General features: G+C 73.4%; 15 protein-coding genes and 1 pseudogene. 11 read left to right on the forward strand and 5 right to left on the reverse strand.

The features are described 5' to 3' along the window. The 4 genes from EAO73_RS26555 to EAO73_RS26570 form a co-directional block, all read left to right on the forward strand. On the forward strand, positions 1-813 hold an 813-nt coding region (locus tag EAO73_RS26555; RefSeq protein WP_147974113.1), incomplete at its 5' end, for an ATP-binding cassette domain-containing protein. Next, positions 810-1,649, forward strand: a complete 840-nt coding sequence (locus EAO73_RS26560; protein WP_147974114.1) for an ECF transporter S component — start codon at positions 810-812, stop codon at positions 1,647-1,649. The genes EAO73_RS26555 and EAO73_RS26560, both read left to right, overlap by 4 nt. 175 nt (positions 1,650-1,824) lie before the next feature. Next, positions 1,825-2,733 (forward strand): universal stress protein, encoded by a 909-nt coding sequence (locus EAO73_RS26565; RefSeq protein ID WP_147974171.1) that lies wholly within the window; start codon positions 1,825-1,827, stop codon positions 2,731-2,733. After that, entirely contained in the window at positions 2,730-3,428 is a 699-nt protein-coding gene (locus tag EAO73_RS26570; protein ID WP_147974115.1) for a helix-turn-helix domain-containing protein, read from the forward strand. Before EAO73_RS26565 ends, EAO73_RS26570 begins: the two co-directional genes overlap by 4 nt. A 79-nt stretch (positions 3,429-3,507) precedes the next feature. Here the strand turns inward: EAO73_RS26570 and EAO73_RS26575 are convergent, their stop codons facing one another. Continuing rightward, entirely contained in the window at positions 3,508-4,365 is an 858-nt protein-coding gene (locus tag EAO73_RS26575) for a universal stress protein (RefSeq protein WP_147974116.1), read from the reverse strand. Between the two features lie 188 nt (positions 4,366-4,553). On the opposite strand from EAO73_RS26575, the gene EAO73_RS26580 reads away from it, so the two are divergent. The 5 genes and pseudogenes from EAO73_RS26580 to EAO73_RS26600 all read left to right on the forward strand — a co-directional run bounded on the left by EAO73_RS26580 (position 4,554) and on the right by EAO73_RS26600 (position 10,655). Beyond that, positions 4,554-5,459 carry a universal stress protein gene (locus EAO73_RS26580; protein WP_147974117.1) on the forward strand — a complete coding sequence of 302 codons (906 nt, stop codon included), beginning with the start codon at positions 4,554-4,556 and terminating at the stop codon, positions 5,457-5,459. Then, positions 5,456-6,292 carry a universal stress protein gene (locus EAO73_RS26585; RefSeq protein ID WP_147974118.1) on the forward strand — a complete coding sequence of 279 codons (837 nt, stop codon included), beginning with the start codon at positions 5,456-5,458 and terminating at the stop codon, positions 6,290-6,292. The genes EAO73_RS26580 and EAO73_RS26585 overlap by 4 nt, the downstream gene beginning before the upstream one ends. 122 nt (positions 6,293-6,414) lie before the next feature. Further along, a complete protein-coding gene (locus tag EAO73_RS26590; protein ID WP_147974172.1) occupies positions 6,415-7,497 on the forward strand; it encodes a zinc-dependent alcohol dehydrogenase family protein in 1,083 nt (360 codons plus the stop codon). Further along, entirely contained in the window at positions 7,494-8,267 is a 774-nt protein-coding gene (locus EAO73_RS26595; RefSeq protein WP_147974119.1) for an HAD family hydrolase, read from the forward strand. The genes EAO73_RS26590 and EAO73_RS26595 overlap by 4 nt, the downstream gene beginning before the upstream one ends. Further along, positions 8,264-10,655 (forward strand): annotated as a pseudogene (locus tag EAO73_RS26600) (glycoside hydrolase family 65 protein). Before EAO73_RS26595 ends, EAO73_RS26600 begins: the two are co-directional and overlap by 4 nt. A gap of 36 nt (positions 10,656-10,691) precedes the next feature. Here EAO73_RS26600 and EAO73_RS26605 read toward each other — a convergent pair. Further along, positions 10,692-11,699, reverse strand: a complete 1,008-nt coding sequence (locus EAO73_RS26605) for an Acg family FMN-binding oxidoreductase (RefSeq protein ID WP_147974120.1) — start codon at positions 11,697-11,699, stop codon at positions 10,692-10,694. Positions 11,700-11,972: 273 nt separating this feature from the next. On the opposite strand from EAO73_RS26605, the gene EAO73_RS26610 reads away from it, so the two are divergent. Then, positions 11,973-12,833 carry a universal stress protein gene (locus EAO73_RS26610; RefSeq protein ID WP_147974121.1) on the forward strand — a complete coding sequence of 287 codons (861 nt, stop codon included), beginning with the start codon at positions 11,973-11,975 and terminating at the stop codon, positions 12,831-12,833. Between the two features lie 122 nt (positions 12,834-12,955). Beyond that, positions 12,956-14,689 carry a GAF domain-containing sensor histidine kinase gene (locus EAO73_RS26615; protein WP_147974122.1) on the forward strand — a complete coding sequence of 578 codons (1,734 nt, stop codon included), beginning with the start codon at positions 12,956-12,958 and terminating at the stop codon, positions 14,687-14,689. A 17-nt stretch (positions 14,690-14,706) separates the two neighbouring features. On the opposite strand, the gene EAO73_RS26620 is transcribed toward EAO73_RS26615, so the two are convergent. From EAO73_RS26620 to EAO73_RS26630, 3 genes are all read right to left on the reverse strand, one after another. After that, positions 14,707-15,393, reverse strand: coding sequence for a response regulator (locus EAO73_RS26620; protein ID WP_147974123.1), 687 nt, complete (start codon positions 15,391-15,393; stop codon positions 14,707-14,709). A 169-nt stretch (positions 15,394-15,562) separates the two neighbouring features. Further along, a complete protein-coding gene (locus EAO73_RS26625; RefSeq protein WP_147974124.1) occupies positions 15,563-16,579 on the reverse strand; it encodes a carbon-nitrogen hydrolase family protein in 1,017 nt (338 codons plus the stop codon). 187 nt (positions 16,580-16,766) lie between these two features. Continuing rightward, positions 16,767-18,038 carry a HEAT repeat domain-containing protein gene (locus EAO73_RS26630; protein ID WP_147974125.1) on the reverse strand — a complete coding sequence of 424 codons (1,272 nt, stop codon included), beginning with the start codon at positions 18,036-18,038 and terminating at the stop codon, positions 16,767-16,769. Positions 18,039-18,067 lie beyond the last annotated feature (29 nt).

Raw genomic sequence — 18,067 nt, forward strand, 5'->3', positions numbered from 1 at the left:
GCCCCGCCCGCCGACGCCGCCACCCTGCTGACCGCGCACGGAGTCACCGTCAGTTACCACGGTGTCCCCGCCGTCCGCGAGGCCGCGCTCGACCTGCGCGCCGGCGAGATCACCGCGCTGATGGGCCGCAACGGCTCCGGCAAGTCCTCCCTGCTCTGGGCCCTCCAGGGCTCCGGACCGCGCAGGGCCGGCAGCGTACGCGTCGGCACGGGCGGTACGGCTCACGACCCTCACACCCTGTCCGCGGCCGAGGCCCGGCGGCTCGTCGGTCTCGTCCCGCAGACCCCCGCCGACCTGCTCTACCTGGAGAGCGTCGACCAGGAACTCGCCCAGGCCGACCGCGAGTCGGCCACCGAGGACACGGGCGCAGGCGCACGGGTGATCCTCGACCGGCTGGCCCCCGGCATCGAGGGCGCCACCCACCCCCGGGACCTGTCCGAGGGGCAGAAGCTGGCGCTGGTGCTCGCGATCCAACTGGCAGCCGCCCCGCATGTGCTGCTGCTCGACGAACCGACACGCGGCCTGGACTACCGCGCCAAGGCGGAACTGACCCGCATCGTCGCCGCCCTCGCCGCCGAGGGCCGCTCGGTCGTCATCTCCACGCACGACGTCGAGTTCGTCGCCGGCACGGCCGACCGGGTCGTCGTGATGGCCGAGGGGGACATCGTGGCCGACGGCCCCACCGCCGAAGTCATCGTCGCCTCACCGGTGTTCGCGCCGCAGACTGCCAAGATCCTGGCACCGCTGCCCTTCCTCACCGTCGGCCAGGTGACGGCGGCCCTGGCCGCGCCGCAGGACGGGGGACCGGCATGACCACCGCCACCACCCCGGCCATCCGGCTCACCCCCAGGGTCTCGCTCGTCATCGCCCTGGCCGCCCTCCTCGGCCTGGTGGCGTTCTTCTGGCCCTTCGTCGTCGCGCCGGGGAAGTTCGGCTCGAACTACGCCCCGCCCCTCATCTTCGGCGTGCTGCTCGTGCTCGTCCTCTGCGTCGTGCTCTCCGAGATCGCCGAGGGCGGCATCAGCTCCAAAGCCCTGGCCATGCTCGGCGTCCTGTCCGCCGTCAACGCGGCCCTGCGCCCCCTCGGCGCCGGTACGGCCGGCATCGAGACCGTCTTCTTCGTCCTGGTGCTCGCCGGGCGCGTCTACGGGCCCGGCTTCGGCTTCACCCTCGGCTGCACCTCGCTGTTCACCTCCGCGCTCATCACGGGCGGCGTCGGGCCGTGGATGCCGTACCAGATGTTCGGCTGCGCCTTCGTCGGCATGCTCGCCGGCTTCCTGCCGCGCGCCACCGGACGCCGCGAGGTGCTGATGCTCGCCGTGTACGGATCGCTCTCCGGCTACCTCTTCGGCTTTCTGCTCAACCTGTCGTTCTGGCCGTTCTCCCTCGACCCGAACAGCTCGATCGCCTACCTCCCCGGGCTGCCGTTCACCGAGCAGTGGCACCGCTATCTCGCATTCGACCTGGCGACCTCACTCGGCTGGGACACCGGGCGGGCCGTCACCAACTTCGTGTGCGTCGTACTGGCCGGCCCGGCGGTGCTCACCACATTCCGCCGCGCGGCCCGCCGCGCCCGCTTCCGGGCCCCGGCCCGCTTCGACCGTACGGCTCCCGCGCGGCCCACGGGCACGGACGCCGACGGGCTGTGAACCCGCCCCGGTGCCGGCCCCGGCGCGCTCCGTCCGGTCCACAGTGCCTCGGCGAAGCGCAGGTGCGCATGAGTCGTTGAGGTGCCGCCCTGGGCCGTTCGGCCCTTACGCGGGTCCCCGCGCCGGTGCGAGCGTGGAAGAGGACCTCCCCGCGCCCCAGAAGGCGGTGAGCATGATGAAGATGCCGTTGGTGGTAGGTGTCGACGGCTCCGGCCCCAGCTTCGCAGCGCTGGACTGGGCCGTCGACGAAGCCCTTCGGCACGGACTTGCCCTGCGCGTCGTACACGCCTCCCTGTGGGAGCGGTACGAGGGTGTGGTGCCGGCCAGGAGCGTCGACCGCCCCTCGGGGCAGGTCTTCGCCGAGAACGTCGTCGCCACCGCGGCCGAGCGGGCCCGCCGGCGCGCCCCGGACATCGAAATCGTCACGGACGTACGTGCCGAGGACGCGGCCGGGGCGCTGCTCAGCGAGGCGGGCGAGGCCACGGCCGTCGTCGTCGGCTCCCGGGGGCGCGGTGAATGGGCCGGCCTCCTGCTCGGGTCCGTCGGACTCGTTGTGGCGGCTCGTTCGCCCGGCCCGGTGGTGGTCGTCCGGGGCGGGAGCGAAGCCCTGGAGGGCCGGCACGGGCGCGTGCTGCTGGGACTGGGGGACCACGACCAGGACTCGCCGGCCCTGCGGTTCGCCTTCCGCGAGGCAGCCGCGAGGGACGCGGAACTCGACGTCGTACGCGCCTGGCGACGGCCCGCCCACGAACCGGCCGCCCACCCGCTGCTGGCGGGGGAGGGGAGCGGCTACCACGAGGGCGAGGCAGCCGCGCTGCTCGACGAAGTGCTCGACCCGGTCGCGCGGGAGAACCCCGGGGTCCGGCTGCGCAGGAGCACGGTGGAGGGCGTGGCCCGCCGGGTGCTGACGGAACGTTCGTCCGCGGCCGACCTGCTGGTCGTCGGCGCACGCCGTCGCCGGGGACTGGTGGGACTGGAACTCGGGCGAGTCGCCCACCGCACTCTGCACCACGCTCTGTGCCCGGTCGCCGTCGTCCCGCAGGAGAACCCGGGAACCACGGAAACGGAAGGAGACCCGTCATGACCAGTACCGTCGGATCGCACGGCGTGGGCGACCTCGGCCGCCGTGCCGCGGCACGGCGCGCGCAGCTCGGTCTCTCCCTGGAGGACGTGGCCGCACGCGCCGGTTCCACGCCCGGCTACCTCGCGTACGTGGAGGAGCAGATCTCCTCCCCGAGCCCCGCGTTCCTCGTCCGGCTCGCGGACGCCCTGGAGACGAACATTCAGGATCTCGCCGGTGCCACGGCGGACCTGCCGCAGGGCGCGGCCCTCGCCGGCCACCACCCGAGGATGGACGAGCTCGACGAGACGGAGTGCTGGGCGCTGATCGACGGCCACGGGGTCGGTCGCGTCGCGATCGGGGGCGAGGACGGTCCGGCGGTCTTTCCCGTGAACTACCAGGTGGTCGACGGGAGGATCGTCTTCATGACCGCCGCCGACTCCCGCCTCGCGCGGACGACGTCGACCGGAGCCGAGGTCGCCTTCGAACAGGACCGGCTGGACGAGGCGTTCAGCCAGGGCTGGAGCGTGCTCGCTGTCGGCAGGACCCGCGCGGTGCTCGACGCGGCCGAGGTCAGGCGGTTGCAGGATGCCATGCACTCGCGGCCGTGGGCCGGGGACGGGCGCGAGACCTTCGTGACCCTCGCGCCGGAGCGGGTGACGGGGCGGCGCATCGTGGTTCCGGGGGCTCCGGGAACCACAGGCACCGGGCGGGACTGAGGCGCCGGCCGCAAGCCGGCCGCACGGAGTGGTCCCCGGTCCGATCGCGCCGGGGACCACTCCGTGCGGCCGGCGTCCCTCACGGCTGAGGCACGACGACCACCGGTGCCGGGCTGTGGTGAATGACGGCCTGGGCGACGTGACCGAGGTGAGGACCGAGCGGAACCTTCCGGGCGCGGCGGCCCACGACCACGAGTTCCGCCTCCTGCGATGCCTCCACCATCTGGAACGCGGGCGAGCCCACGACCGCCTTGGCGGTCGCCTCCACCTCCGGGTACTGCTCGCGCCAGGGCTCCAGCAGCCCGTTGAGCTCCTCGGCGAGCTTCTGGCTCTGATCCACACCGAGGGCGGGGTCCATGAGCGCTGCGTAGCCGTACGAGGCGGGGAGGGTCCAGCTGTGCAGGAACCGCAGCGTCAGCTGCCTGCGGGCGGCCTCCGCGAACGCGAAGGCGAGCACCGCTTCGCAGCCGCGGTAGAGATCGATCCCCACGACGATGTCACGGGACGCGGCCGGCCGATCATCCTCCGCCCGCACGAGTACGACAGGCTTCTGCGAGGCGGCCACGACACCGAGGGACACCGAGCCGACGAGGAACCCGAAGGCCCTTCCGAGGCCTCTGGAGCCCAGAACCGCGAGGTCCGCCTCGTTCACGGCGGCCGTCAGCTCCTCGGCCGCCCGGCCACGGGTCTGTACGGCGAACACCTCCAGTCCGGGGTGCTCGGTCTGCACGCGCTGCACGGTCTCACGCAGCAGATTCGCGGCCCGCTCGGTCGCTTCCTCGAACTGCACCATCGGCACCTCCGGGGCCGCGGGCAACTCCTCCACGCACATCAGCCCGAGCGGCACCTGCCGGACCACGGCCTCCGCGGCTGCCCAGTCCACCGCGGCGAGGCTCTCCTCGGATCCGTCCACACCGACGACGACTTGCGCTGTCATGACGTACCTCCTCGCACGGACTCCAGAACCTCAGCCTGCCCCCCACCGCCCCGGGACAGCAGGGCCGTGCAGGTCTCATTGGGGGCCGAACGGCCCCTCCCCGCCACGCGCGCGGCGGTGCCAACGTAGAGCTGTACTCCCGGGAATCCGTAGTGGACCCGGCCGGCACCGAGTTGCCGAGGAGAGCCATGAACAGCGCGATCTCCACCCGGTACGAGTTCGGCACCGTGGTCGTGGGCGTCGACGGGTCCCCGTCCGGCGGCGAGGCCGTGTCCTGGGCCGCCGCCGAGGCGGATCGCCGCGGACGCCCCCTGCTCCTCGTCCATGGCGCCGACACCGATACACGCGCCACGTACACCGACGCGGAGGCCGTCCGGGCCGTACGGGAGGCAGGCAGCGAACTGCTCGACGAGGGCGTGCGCGCCGTCCGGGCCCGGTTCCCCGCTCTCGACGTCTCCGGCGAACTCAGCCGACGGGAACCGGTGTCCGCGCTCCTGGCCGCCGCCGGCGAGCGGGGAACCGTTGTCGTGGGCAACCGGGGGCTCGGCGGCTTCGCGTCCCTCACGCTCGGCTCGGTCGGCCTCGGGGTCGCGGCGCGCGCCGACGTTCCCGTCATCGTCGTGCGGGGAGCGGCCGACCGCCCCGCGACCGGCTCGGTCACCGCGGCGGTGCGCGGCACGCAGGACGAGCCGTGGACAGCGTTCGCCGCCGCTGAAGCGGAGGCTCGCGGCGCCGCGCTGGAACTCGTCAGCGTCTGGAACGTCCTCTCCCAGGTCGGCAGCGTGGCCACCATGCTCGACGACCTCGACGGGATGGCACGGGACCAGGTGCACGAGGTCAAGAACCTCGCGGACCGGGTCCGCGCGCTCCACCCAGGTCTCGTCGTCAGGCACCACGTGGCGACCGGGACGAGTGTCCCGGGCACGCTCGTCGAAGCCGGCGCGGGCACCGACCTGATGGTGACGGGGCGGAGCCGTCGGCGGCTGAGCACGGCGCCCGCGCCGGGCCGCGTCGCACACGCCCTGATCCACCACGCGCACTGCCCCGTGGCGGTCGTTCCGGCCGCCCTCACCGCCGTAACCGACACGCCATGAACGCCGTAGTGGTCGGCATCGACCCCCGCAAGCCGTCGGTCCCGGCGCTGCTCTGGGCCGCCGACGAAGCCGCACGCCGCGGTCTCGGACTGCGCCTGGTGGCGGCTGTACCGCCGCTGGGCGGCCGGCACGGCGCGGGTGACGCCTTCAACCAGCACAGAACCCTGCGCGAGCGGGCCGAGTCGGCTCTCGCCAGTACCGAGGACTTCGTACGCGAACTGCACGCGGACCTGTCGCCGGTGACGGAGCTGGTCGACGGGGCGCCGGTGGCCGTGCTGGGCGAGCGGGCGGCGCACGCCGCGCTCGTCGTCGTCGGCGCGCGTCGCCCGAGCCGGCCCGCGGAGGTCCTGAGGGAGGATGCGGTCGCGCTGCCGCTCACGGCCCGCGCCGACTGTCCCGTCGTGGTGGTGCGGGAGCCCGAGCACACCCAGGTGTACCCCCGGACGATCGTCGTCGGGGTGAACGGCCCCCGCTCCGGCCAGGCGGCCGTCGCGTTCGCCGTCCACGAGGCGCTGCTCCGGCGGGCACGGCTCCGCGCCGTCTGGGTCCGGCCCCGGCCCGCGCCCGGTTCTGCCGACGAGGATCTCGCCGAGTGCCGACGGCTGCTCGCCGGCCGCGCGGCGGGATGGGCCGAGCACCATCCCGGACTGGACGTCGTCGCGGAAGTCGTCGGCGGGCAGCCCGTCCAGCAGCTCGCGCTCGTCTCGCAGTCGGCTCTCGCCCTGATCGTCGAACGCGGTGGCGCGGCGGGAGCGTGGGGCGGCTCGACGGTCCGCGGTCTGCTGCACCACGCGGGGTGCCCGGTCATCACCGTACCGGCGCCGGAACACTGAGGACGCGCCGAGCGGTCCGAGCGGTCCGCTCCGGGGGCCGACCGGCCCATGCGCCACCGGGTGGTGACGGCCGAGTCTGAGAAGGGGAACAGTCGGACGCCGACAGGAAGTGGGTGGACAGCATGAAGGCCGCCGTCTTTCAGGGGCCGGGCAGCATCGCCTGGCAGGACGTGCCCGATCCGGGCATCGAGGACGCGGGTGACGTGATCGTGCGGGTGGACGTCGTCACGATCTGCGGAACCGATCTGCACATCCTCAAGGGGGACGTGCCGGAGGTGACCCCGGGCCGGGTGCTGGGCCACGAAGCGGTCGGGACCGTCGTCGAGGCCGGCCGGGACGTCCGTACGGTACGGCCGGGCGACCGCGTCCTGATCTCGTGCATCACCGCCTGCGGCCGCTGCCGCTTCTGCCGTGAGGGCCGGTACGGCCAGTGCCGCGGCGGAGGCGGCTGGATCCTCGGGCACACCGTCGACGGAACACAGGCGGAGTACGTCAGGGTGCCGTTCGCCGATCTGTCGGTGCACCCGCTGCCGAGCGCGATCGACAGCTCGGACGCCGTCCTGCTCGCCGACATCTTCCCCACGTCGTACGAGGTGGGTGTGACCAACGGGCGGGTCCGGCCCGCCGACACGGTCGTCGTGGTCGGCGCGGGCCCCATCGGCCTCGCCGCGATCGCCACCGCACGCCTCTACAGCCCCGGCCGGATCATCGCAGTGGACCTCGCCGAAACGCGCCTGACCGCGGCCCGCGACCTCGGCGCCGACGCCACCGCGGCCGCCGACGAGAAACCGGAACAACTCGTCGCCGATCTGACGGACGGCCTCGGCGCCGATGTCGTCATGGAGGCGGTCGGCGTTCCCGAGGCGTTCGAGACCTGCACCCGGATGGTGCGCCCCGGCGGCCATGTCGCCAACATCGGCGTCCACGGCACACCGGTCACCCTGCACCTCGAAGACCTGTGGATCAAGGACATCACCCTCACCACGGGCCTGGTGGACACCTCCTCCACCCCCATGCTGCTGCACATGCTGGCGGCCGGCCGGCTGCCCGCGTCGGACCTGGTCACGCACCGCTTCGAACTCGGGCAGATGGAGCAGGCCTACGACGTGTTCGGCCGCGCGGCCGACACCGGGGCCCTCAAGGTCGTGCTCGGAGGTCCGCAGCACGCGACGGTGGAGGTTCCCGCCGCTCCGGCCGCCGCATGAACGGGTCCGACGGGGACCGGCCGCCGCGTGCGGTCGTGCTGGACACCGACGGCGTGCTCCTCGACTCCGCCGGTACGCACGCGGCCGCGTGGAAGACCGCGTTCGACCCCTGCCTCGCCGCACACGCCTCCGACGGGGCGGGGACGGGCGCGCCCTTCGACGCGGACACCGAGTACCGCCGCTTCGTGGACGGCAGATCGCGTTACGACGGAGCCGAGGCACTCCTGACGGCCCGGGACATCCACCTCCCGCCGGGTCACCCCGGCGACCCTCCCGGCTGCGGCACCGTCTGGGCCGTCGCGGCCCGCAAGGAAGCCGCGTTCCGGCAGGCACTGGACGCCGGCGCCGTCGTCGCGTTCGCCGATGCCGGGAGCGCGCTCGCCGCATGGCGCACCCGCCGCATCCCGTGCGCCGCCGTCTCCGCGTCCCGCCACGCCCGGACACTGCTCGCGGCCACCGGACTGGACACCTTCCTGGCGGCCGTCGTCGACGGCGAGGACGCGGCCCGCCTCGCGCTCCCGGGAAAGCCGGACCCGGCGCTCTTCCTGGAGGCGGCCGGCCGTCTCGGCACCCGCCCCGCCGACACGGCCGTGGTGGAGGACGCGCTCGCCGGCGTACGAGCAGGCCGCCGAGGGGGCTTCGGACACGTCGTCGGCATCGACCGGAGCCGGGACGCGCACGGCTCCGCCGCCCTGCGCCGGGAGGGCGCCGACCTGGTGGTCCCCGACCTTTCGGCACTGGTGCGCAATGGCTGGGACGGACGGACATGACCACGGGCTGGACCTGGGGCTACGACCATTACGCACCGGACCGCGAGCGGCTGGTCGAAGCCCTCTGCACGCTCGGCAACGGCCGGTTCGCCACCCGCGGCTCCGCCCCCGAGTGCCCCGCCGGGCCCGTTCACTACCCGGGCACCTACCTGGCCGGCTGCTACGACCGGCGCACCTCGGCCGTCGCCGGCCGCACGGTCACGAACGAGGACATGGTCAACCTGCCCGACTGGACGCTCCTGCGCTACCGCTGTCTCCCGGACGACGGACCGCCGGGCGACTGGCTGACCCCCGACTCACCGGAACTGCGGCACTACGACGTACGGCTCGACCTGCGGGCCGGATCGCTCACCCGGCAGCTCTTCTACCGGGACGGCGACGGCCGCGGGCTGCGCGTGGTCCACACCCGGATCGTGCACATGGGAGACCCGTACCTGGCGGCCCAGCGCAGCACCCTGCGCGCCTACGGATGGAGCGGCATCGTGGAGGTGGAGTCCGTGCTCGACGGCGCGGTGGCCAACACCGGGGTGGAGCGGTACCGGAACCTGGAGGGGCACCACCTGACCGATCACAGCTGCGGGTTCGAGGCCGGCGGCATCGCCTGGCTCTCCTGCCGCACACACGAGCCCGGCATCCGACTCGCCCTGGCGGTCCGTACGGCCACCGCACCCCGCACACCCGCCGCGCCCACCGCCACGGAGACCGGCACCGTCCAGACCTACCGCTTCGCCGTCGTCCCGCGCCACGCGGTGACCGTCGTGAAGACCCTGGCCCTGCGCACCTCGGCCGACCGCCCCAGCGGCGACCCGCTCGCGTCCGCCCGCGCCGCGGCCGTCCGGGCCCCTGCCTTCCCCCGGCTCCTGACCACGCATGAGGCGTCCTGGCGGAGCCTGTGGGAACAGGGCGAACTGCACGTCCCCGGCGAGGCGGGCCGCGTCCTGCGCCTGCATCTGTTCCACCTTCTCCAGACGCTCTCGCCCCACACCGCGGAACTCGACGCCGGCGCCCCGGCCCGGGGACTGCACGGCGAGGCGTACCGGGGCCATGTCTTCTGGGACGAGCTGTTCGTCCTGCCCTACCTGAACCTGCACTTCCCGGAGGTGGCCAGGGCGCTGCTCATGTACCGCCACCGTCGCCTGCCGGCCGCACGCGCGGCGGCCCGCGAGAACGGGGGACGCGGGGGCCATGTACCCGTGGCAGAGCGCGAGTTCGGGGCAGGAGGAGACCCAGGAACTGCACCTCAACCCCCGTTCCGGACGCTGGCTCCCCGACCACTCACGGCTCCAGCACCATGTGGGATCGGCCGTCGCGTACAACGTGTGGCGGTACGCGCAGACCACCGGGGACCGGGGCTTCCTGCATTCGGCGGGGGCCGCGATCCTCCTGGAAGTGGCCAGATACTGGGCGGGGGCCGCCGTCCACGACACGGAGCTGGACCGCTACCGGATCCGGGGGGTGGTCGGCCCCGACGAGTACCACGACGCCTACCCCGGCGCCGCGCGGCCGGGCATCGACGACAACGCGTACACGAACGCGACCGCAGCCTGGGTCCTGGCCCGCGGCCTCGACCTGCTGAGCGAACTGCCCGCCGCCCGCGCGGGGGAGCTGCGCGAGCACCTGTCGCTGGACGACGAGGAGCTTGCCCGGTGGGACGACGTCTCCCGCCGCCTCCACATCCCGTTCCACGGGGGAGTGATCAGCCAGTTCGCGGGCTACGGCGGCCTGGAGGAACTGGACTGGGAGGCGTATCGGGCACGGTACGGCGACATCCGCCGCCTGGACCGGATCCTGGAGGCCGAAGGAGACAGCGTCAACCGGTACCAGGCAGGCAAACAGGCCGACACACTCATGCTCGGCTACCTCTTCCGCCCCCGGGAGCTGCGTGCGCTCTTCGACCGGCTGGGGGTGCGTGTCGACGACGACGTCTGGGCCTCCACCGTCGCGTACTACCTGCCCCGTACGAGCCACGGCTCGACGCTCAGCAGCCTCGTCCACGGCTGGCTGACCGTCCGGGCGAAGGGCGCCGACGCCTGGCGCTACTGCGAGGAGGCCCTGCTCGGCGACGTGGCCGATCTGCAGGGCGGGACGACCGGCGAGGGCATCCACCTCGGAGCGATGGCGGGCACGGTGGATCTGGTGGAGCGAGGCATCACAGGCCTGGAGGCCGGGCCGGAGGGCCTGCGGGTGCGGCCGGTGCCCCTGGCGCAGATTCCCCGGTTCTCCTTCACGATCTGCTTCCACGGCCACCGGGGCGTCCGGGTGCGCGTCCTGCCGGGCCGCCTTGCGGTGCGCGTCCCCGCCTCGCCACGCGGCCCGCTCCCCGTGGTCCTGCCGGACGGGCGCAGGATCGGCGTCGCGCCGGGGGAGGAGCGCTGGTTCCGGCTGTGAACGCCGCTCATTGACACGCGGCCCGCCGACCGCGGCTCAGGCGAAGGTCAGAACCTCCGACACCGGCCGCCGAGGGGTCGCCCGTCCCCGCGGCCCGTACCCCAGACGCAGCACCATCTGGACGAAGCCCGTCCCGGACTCGGGGTCGCGCGCCAGGGTGCGCAGCTCGGGCCACTCCAGAGGCTGCGACATCAGCGAGGTCGCCAGTCCATCGAGCGTGGCCCGCAGGAGGACCCGGTGCAGGGCCTGCCCCGCCGCCAGCCACTCGCGCGGTGTGTCCCCCGCCGTGCCGAGCAGGGCGATCTGCGGCTCCTCCTCGAAGTGCGCGGAACCACGCCCCGGCGCCCTGCGCCTCCGCGACTCGAAGTCACGTACCGGGGCGGTGGCGCCGTGCTGTCGCGGGCCGAACGCGTAGGCGGGAATCCCCTCGTTCCCCACGTCCTCTCCGGCTCCGCCGGAGCGTATCCAGGCGTCGACCTCGGCGCGGACGTGGGCGTCGGCCGCCTCGTACACTTCGGAGTCGTGCACGAGGTCCATGAACGCGTTCACGAACCAGGGCCCGGGTATCACCAGCTGGCAGGCCTCGCGGGCCGCGACGGTCCGCAGCCGGTCCATGATCCCGGCGGGGACGCGCTCCTCGCCGAAGGGGAAGCGGCTGGTGTGCCGGTCCCGCAGGGCGGGCCGGAGCGCGGCCAGACGCTCGTCCAGGCCCGTCCCGTTCCCCGGAGCCGTGGCGTTCGGGCGCACATCGGCGAGGTGCCAGGGGTCGCCGGGATCGGGCAGCAGTTCGATCGCGGCGGGCAGGTCGTGGTGCGCCAGGGCCACCCGCAGCCCGAACAGCGCGGCGCCGCAGCCGATGTGCAGGGCGCGGCGGTCCGGATCCGCGAGCGGCATCTCGCGCGAGGGGTCACCGTGCAGTTCGAGGGTGCCCGTGCCCGTGCGAAGGACGAACGTCCAGGGCTGCGCGTTGTGCATGGAGGGCGCGGTGATGGCGTCCTCCACCAGGGACGCCACGAGTTCACGGGGGAGAGCGTTGGCGGTCACGGTCTGTCCTGTCTGCGTGTCATGGGGAAGGTGGCGATGGTGTACGGGGCCGCGGCCCCACAGCCCCACCGTCCATCGACGGCGGGCGTGGGGCGAGGGCCGTACGGTGCACGCTCCGGGCCGGTCGGGCTCGGCCCCGGCCGGACATGGGGACGTTCGGCCCCTCCGTCGCCCCTGGGAGGCCCTTCAGCGGGCCGGTCCTCCGGTGACATCGTGGACAGCGAGCGGGGTGAGGAAACCATCGTGCGCCCCGCCCCGGGACAGGAGCGGATCATGAGCGGCACCACGGAACACCGCGAGATCATCGCCGGCGTGGATCCGGCGAGGGACTGGCACCCCGCCCTGGCGTGGGCGGCCGACGAGGCACAGCGCCGCCGGGCGCCGCTGCGGCTCGTCGTGGCCGTGCCGCCGCAGCACGACACCCAGCATGTCGACGACACTCCCCGGCACACGGCCCGGGTGGTGGCGGGCCGGGACGCCGTGGGCGGCGCGGCGGCCTGGGTCCGGGAGCGGCAGCCCGGCGTCGAGGTCTCCACGACCGTGCTCGACGGCTTTCCCGCACGGGTCCTCACCCGCCTCTCGCGCGAGGCGGCCCTGGCCGTACTCGGCTCCCGCCATCTCAGCCGCGTGGAGGAGTTCCTGAGCGCCGGCTCGCTCGTCGTCCCCGTCACCGCGCAGGCCCGCTGTCCGGTCGCCGTCGTGGCGGATGCCGAGCACAGCACGCAGGATCCTCCCTGTCTGGTCGTGGGCATCGACGGCAGCGAGCCCTCGCGGGCCGCGCTGGCCCTCGCCTTCGAGGAAGCGGCCCTGAGGCGCTGCGCCCTGCGCGCCGTCGCCGTCTGGCAGCCCCCGGTGTTCTCCCGGCGCACCGACGACGCCTCGCTCCAGGCCGAACGCCGACAACTCTCGGAGACCACTGCCGGATGGGCGGAGAAGTACCCCGACGTCCGGCTGACCCACGAGGTCACCGTCGGCTCGCCCGTCGAGACGCTCGCGGAAGCCGCCGAACACGCCCTGGCCCTGGTCGTCGGCCGCCGGGGCAGGGGCGGCTACACCGGAATGCGCGTCGGCTCGGTCGTCCACGGGCTCCTGCACCGCGCCTCCTGCCCGTTGATCACCGTCCCGGCACCGTGAGACCACCGGACCTTCCCGTCGGACCCCGCGCGGAGGCCGACAGGAAGGTCCGGAGCATCGGGACTACCGTGAAACGGGGTGCGACCGGCGCGGCCCCGCGCCCGATGCGACCGGAGGCTTGGATGGGCCGGGACAACACCGCAGGCGCGGAGGAGCGGCGGGCACGCCTCGGACTCGACGAACTGCTCGACGAACTGCAGGCGCGCCTCGACCGGGCCCGCGGCACCCAGGACAAGCTCGGCGAACTCCTCAAGGCCGTCATGTCCGTCGGCCAGGACCTCGACCTGCCCCAGGTACTGCGAGCCATCGTGGAGTCCGCCGTCACGCTCGTCGACGCCGAGTACGGGGCGCTGGGTGTCATCGGCGACGACCGGAGGCTCTCCCGGTTCCTCACCACCGGCATCGACGCGGAGCTGCACGAACGGATCGGTGCGCTGCCTTCCGGCCACGGCATTCTGGGCGAGCTGATCCGGCACCCCGTGCCGCTGCGGCTGGACGAACTGGCCGACCACCCCGCCTCGTACGGCTTCCCGCCCCACCACCCGCCGATGCACACCTTCCTGGGCGTTCCCATCAGGGTCAGGGACGAGGTCTTCGGCAACCTCTACCTCACCGAGAAGCGAGGCGGACGAAGCTTCGACGCCGAGGACGAGGCCGTCGTGACGACGCTGGCGGTGGCGGCGGGCATCGCCATCGAGAACGCCCGCCTCTACGAGGAGGGGCGTCTTCGACAGCTCTGGCTGGCCGTCGGCACCGACTTCACCAGCGCTCTGCTCTCCGGGGCGGAGGAGAAGGAGGCCCTCGAAGGGATGCTCGACCGGGCCGTGCACATCGCGGACGCCGACCTGGGCGTCTGCTACCTGGTGGGGCCCGGCGGCTCGCCGCGCGGGTCGATCGCCGCCGGGGAGGACGCCGGCGAGCACCGGGGAGCCGTGGAACCCGGCCTCGACGGGGCCGTGGCCGAAGCGACGCTCGCCGCCGGCGGGCTCCTCACGATCGCGGACATCGGCGCCGATCGGCGGTTCACGGAACAGCTGGCGCGGTGGCAGGGTTCCGGTCCGGCACTGGTCGCCACGGTCGCCACGAAGGACCGGCTGAGCGGCGTGCTGATCTTCGCGCGCCGAAGAGGACGACCGCCCTTCACCCGTACGGAGACCACCGCGTTGCCCCTGTTCACCGACCACGCGGCCCTCGCGCTCGAACTGGCCGACCGGCGCCGGGACGCCGAACAGGTGAGCCTCCTGGAGGACCGCGACCGCATCGCCCGCGACCTGCACGACCTGGCGATCCAGCGCCTCTTCGCGACCGGAATGACCCTCCAGAGCGCGCGCCGCTTCGTCGAGCATCCGGTGGCCATGGACCGCGTGGCCCGAGCCATCGACGACCTGGACACCACGATCAAGATCATCCGCTCGACCATCTTCGGCCTCCGCGAACACACGGCACCCGGTGCCGCCCCGCAGCTCAGAAGCCGCATCGCGAAGGCGGTCGACGCAGCCGCCCCGACGCTCGGCTTCGCCCCGGCGCTGCGCATGGAGGGCCTGCTGGACACGGATGTGCCGACCGGGACGGCCGATGAGGTGATCGCCGTGGTCGGCGAGGCGCTCACCAATGTCGCCCGCCACGCACGGGCGTGCGGGGTGGAGGTAGCGGTCGTGGTGCGGGACGACGTCCTGACCGTGACGGTCAGCGACGACGGCGTCGGCATGGGGGAGAACGGCGCGCGCAGCGGGCTGCGGAACCTCACCGAACGCGCCGAGCGGCTCGGCGGCGGACTGGACGCCCGGACCCGGCCCGCGCCGGAATCGGGAACGCTGGTCACGTGGTGGGTTCCGCTGGGCACCGCGGACGGGTGACGGCCGCGTCTCCTCGGCTACGTACCCTCGGCGTCGTGCTCGTGGACCTGCGCCGCGATGACCGCGGCCTGGACCCGGCGCTCGACGCCCAGCTTGCCCAGGAGCCGTGAGATGTGGTTCTTGACCGTCTTCTCCGACAGATACAGCCGCTCGGCGATCTGCCGGTTGGTGAGTCCCTCACCGATGAGCTCCAGGACGGCGAGTTCCCGCTCGGAGAGCCCCGAAAGACGCTCGTCCTCCGGCGATTTCGGCGCCTCGGGGCTGCGCAGCGAACGCATCAGCCGGGCCGTCGTCGCCGGATCCAGCATCGACTGCCCCGTGGCGACCGTCCGGATCGCCGACACCAGATCGGACCCGTTGATCTGTTTGAGTACGTACCCGGCCGCGCCCGCCATGATCGCGTCGATCAGGGCGTCCTCGTCGTCGAACGAGGTCAGCATCAGACACGCCAGGTCCGGCATCGCGGACCGCAGCTCCCGGCACACGGTGATCCCGTCGCCGTCGGGCAGCCGTACGTCGAGCACCGCCACGTCCGGCCGCAGGGCGGGGCCCCTGGCCAGCGCCTGCTCGGCCGTCGCCGCCTCCCCGACGACCTCCATGTCGCGCTCGTCGTCGATCAGGTCGCGCAGGCCCCGGCGGACGACCTCGTGGTCGTCCATGAGGAAGACCCGCGTCGGTGTGGCGGCTGCTGGTGGATCGCACATGGCGGCCTTCGCGTTCGGCGGACACATACCCGCCCCCACAGCGATTGTCCGTCATCCGGTGCCGTCGTGGGCACCCGGCAGCCCGCCGGCACCCGGACGGCCATGGGGGCGGGCATGCGCCCCGCGACGACGGATCAGGCCCTCGTCACGGACGCGTACCCCTGAGCCGTCAGAAGGCCGCCGTCCGGTCCTCGCTGCGCGGATCGGTCACCCGGTGCCCGTCGTACAGGCCCGCGCGCACCGCTCGCCGCCACGGACGTGCGTACGCCACCGCCTCGGCGGCGGCCTCGGAGCCGTCGTCGAGGTCCGCGACCGCGACGGCCGGCGAGTCGCCCGCCGCGCACCGTGCGAGCCAGTCGCCGTCCGGAGCGACGATGCCCGACGGCGACGCGGCACCCTGCCCGGCGGGTACCGCCAGGCCGACCCAGTAGCCGTTGACCGCCGCGTGGCCCTGAGCCTGGGCGGAGGTGTTGCCCAGCGTGCCGCTCGTGGAGAACAGGACGCAGTCGGCATCCAGCCTCTCGTACTCGGCGAACAGCTCGGGATAGTGGATCTCCATGCCGAGCAGGCACCCGAACCGCGTGCCGTCCACCTCGAAGGTGACCGGCGAGCTGCCCGGCGCGTACATGTACGACCCCTTCGTCCTGGACAGCAGCCGCTCGTCGTACCGCGTGACGACCTGGCCCCGGTCGGAGACGACGTAGAGGCTGTTGTGCGGGCGGTTCGAGCCGGTCAGACGGTGCGCCGACGCGATCACCGTCCACAGCCGCAATTCGCGGGCCAGATCGGCGACCGCCCTCAGCTCCGACCGGAGCACCTCCCACCGGCACCGGTCCCAGTCCGCCGGGCCGACCTCGTCGGGGCCGTCGGCGGACATGACCAGCTTGCCGGGGAAGCACAGCGCCCCCTCCGGGAAGTGCACGATCCTGGCCCCCTGCCGGGCGGCCTCGCGCATCAGGGCCCGGACCTCGCGACCGCTCCCGCTCAGCGCCGTGGCGTCCCGGGGGTCGGTGCGCAGGTGCGTCTGCGCCACGGCGAGCCGCACGGTCCCGATGTGCCGCGCCTCTTCCGGTGCGGCGTCCCCCGGCCGGGCCGAGCGGATGTTCCGCAGGGCGGCGGTATAGGACTCACCGGTCCTGGCGGCGCGGGCGCGTACCTGGTTCTTGAAGTTCCTGTGGGCTGTCATCGCTGCCTTCCACGCCCTGAGCGACGGCTCCCCAGCGGCTTCGCCCGAGGCGGTCGGGCTGCACGGACGGCCTGAGACACCGGTCCCTTTGCCTCCGGTGGAAGACCGTGCTGGGGACGGTCGTCGGAGGTTGGGCGTAGGCCACGCAGTCGCTCATCCTGCCGCCGCCCGGGGGCTCCGTCAACCTTCAGATGCGCAGCGCCCCGCGAAACGCCCCATGGCCGGTGTCCGGCCGGGTGATCGCCAGCCAGCCGTGACCACGGAGTGCGGTGCGGGAGCCGACGGCGGTCGGGTCGACGGAGAGGTACGAGGCCGCGCCGGTGGTGTCGGTCTCCGTGGTGGCGTTGGGGTCGTCGTCCTCCTCCTCCTCGGGGTCGTAGTCGGGATCGGCGCTGAGCGGCGTCTCCCACTCCATGGGCTCGCCCTCCCACTCGGGGTCCGAGTAACGCCAGTACCTGCGACGCGGGACGCCGTCGACGGCGACCGCCCAGACCATCGAGTCGCTGTGGTCGTCCTGGTAGAAGAACTGCGCCTGGCCGCAGGCGGCGCTGAGGCGGTTGATGAGGTCGGTGGGGCTCCAGGTCATCTGCCTGAGCGGGGTGTCCGCGTAGATCAGCCGCCACCCGTCCAGCTCCGGGGTGACGAACACGCGGTAGGCCGTGTGGCGGGTGCCGTCGGGGTCCGTGATCTCCGTGGCGTCCGACCCCATCGCGGAGAGTCCCATCGAGAGGGTGCAGGGGATGCGGTCGTGGAGCCCCATCGCCTCGAAGAGGCCCTCGTACGTGGCGCCCGGGACGGCGAGCCACCAGTGGTCCGGCAGCGGATCCGGGGTGTCCTGGGCCGCCTTGACGCGGATGAGCCGTTCCAGGGCGCGGCGGTCCCGCTCGTCCATCGAGTCCGCCCCGCCGATGAGCGCCAGTGCGGTGAGCGCGTGTCGTCGCAGAGAGGAAGGGCCGTCCCGGCGGATCGCGCGCAGCAGGGGAGCGGCTTCCGCGCCGATGGCCCTGACCGTGTTCTCCGCCTGGTACCGGGTGTAGCTGTCCGCGTCGTTCAGGAACGGGATGACCTCGGGCACGGTGCCGGCGGCGGCCTCGCCGAGATTCTGCAGGCCCCACAGCGCCTGTTGCCGGATCTCCTTCATGGGGTGGGACAGTGCTGCCGTGTACCCGGGTATGCACCGCTCGTCGAACCCGCGCAGCACATGGCCCAGTTCCCACCATTCGGGGACCTTGGCGGCGCGGGCGCGGGCTGCCACCGCCGCGTCCAACGCGGCGGGGCCTATCAGGCGCAGGGCGTCCCGCAGTCCCCACAGCGCGGGCCGGCTCACGGTGCCCAGCGCGGCGATGAGACCGGGCGCGGCGGCGGCACCCGGCTCGGCCAGCCGCCGCACGATCCCGGACGTCGACTCCTTCTGCTTCGTGGCGAGTTCGAGCTCGGCGATCAACGCGGTCTGATCCATACGGCCGACGATATCCGAGGGGACTGACA

The organism is Streptomyces sp. col6, assembly GCF_008042035.1.
Taxonomy (GTDB): domain Bacteria; phylum Actinomycetota; class Actinomycetes; order Streptomycetales; family Streptomycetaceae; genus Streptomyces.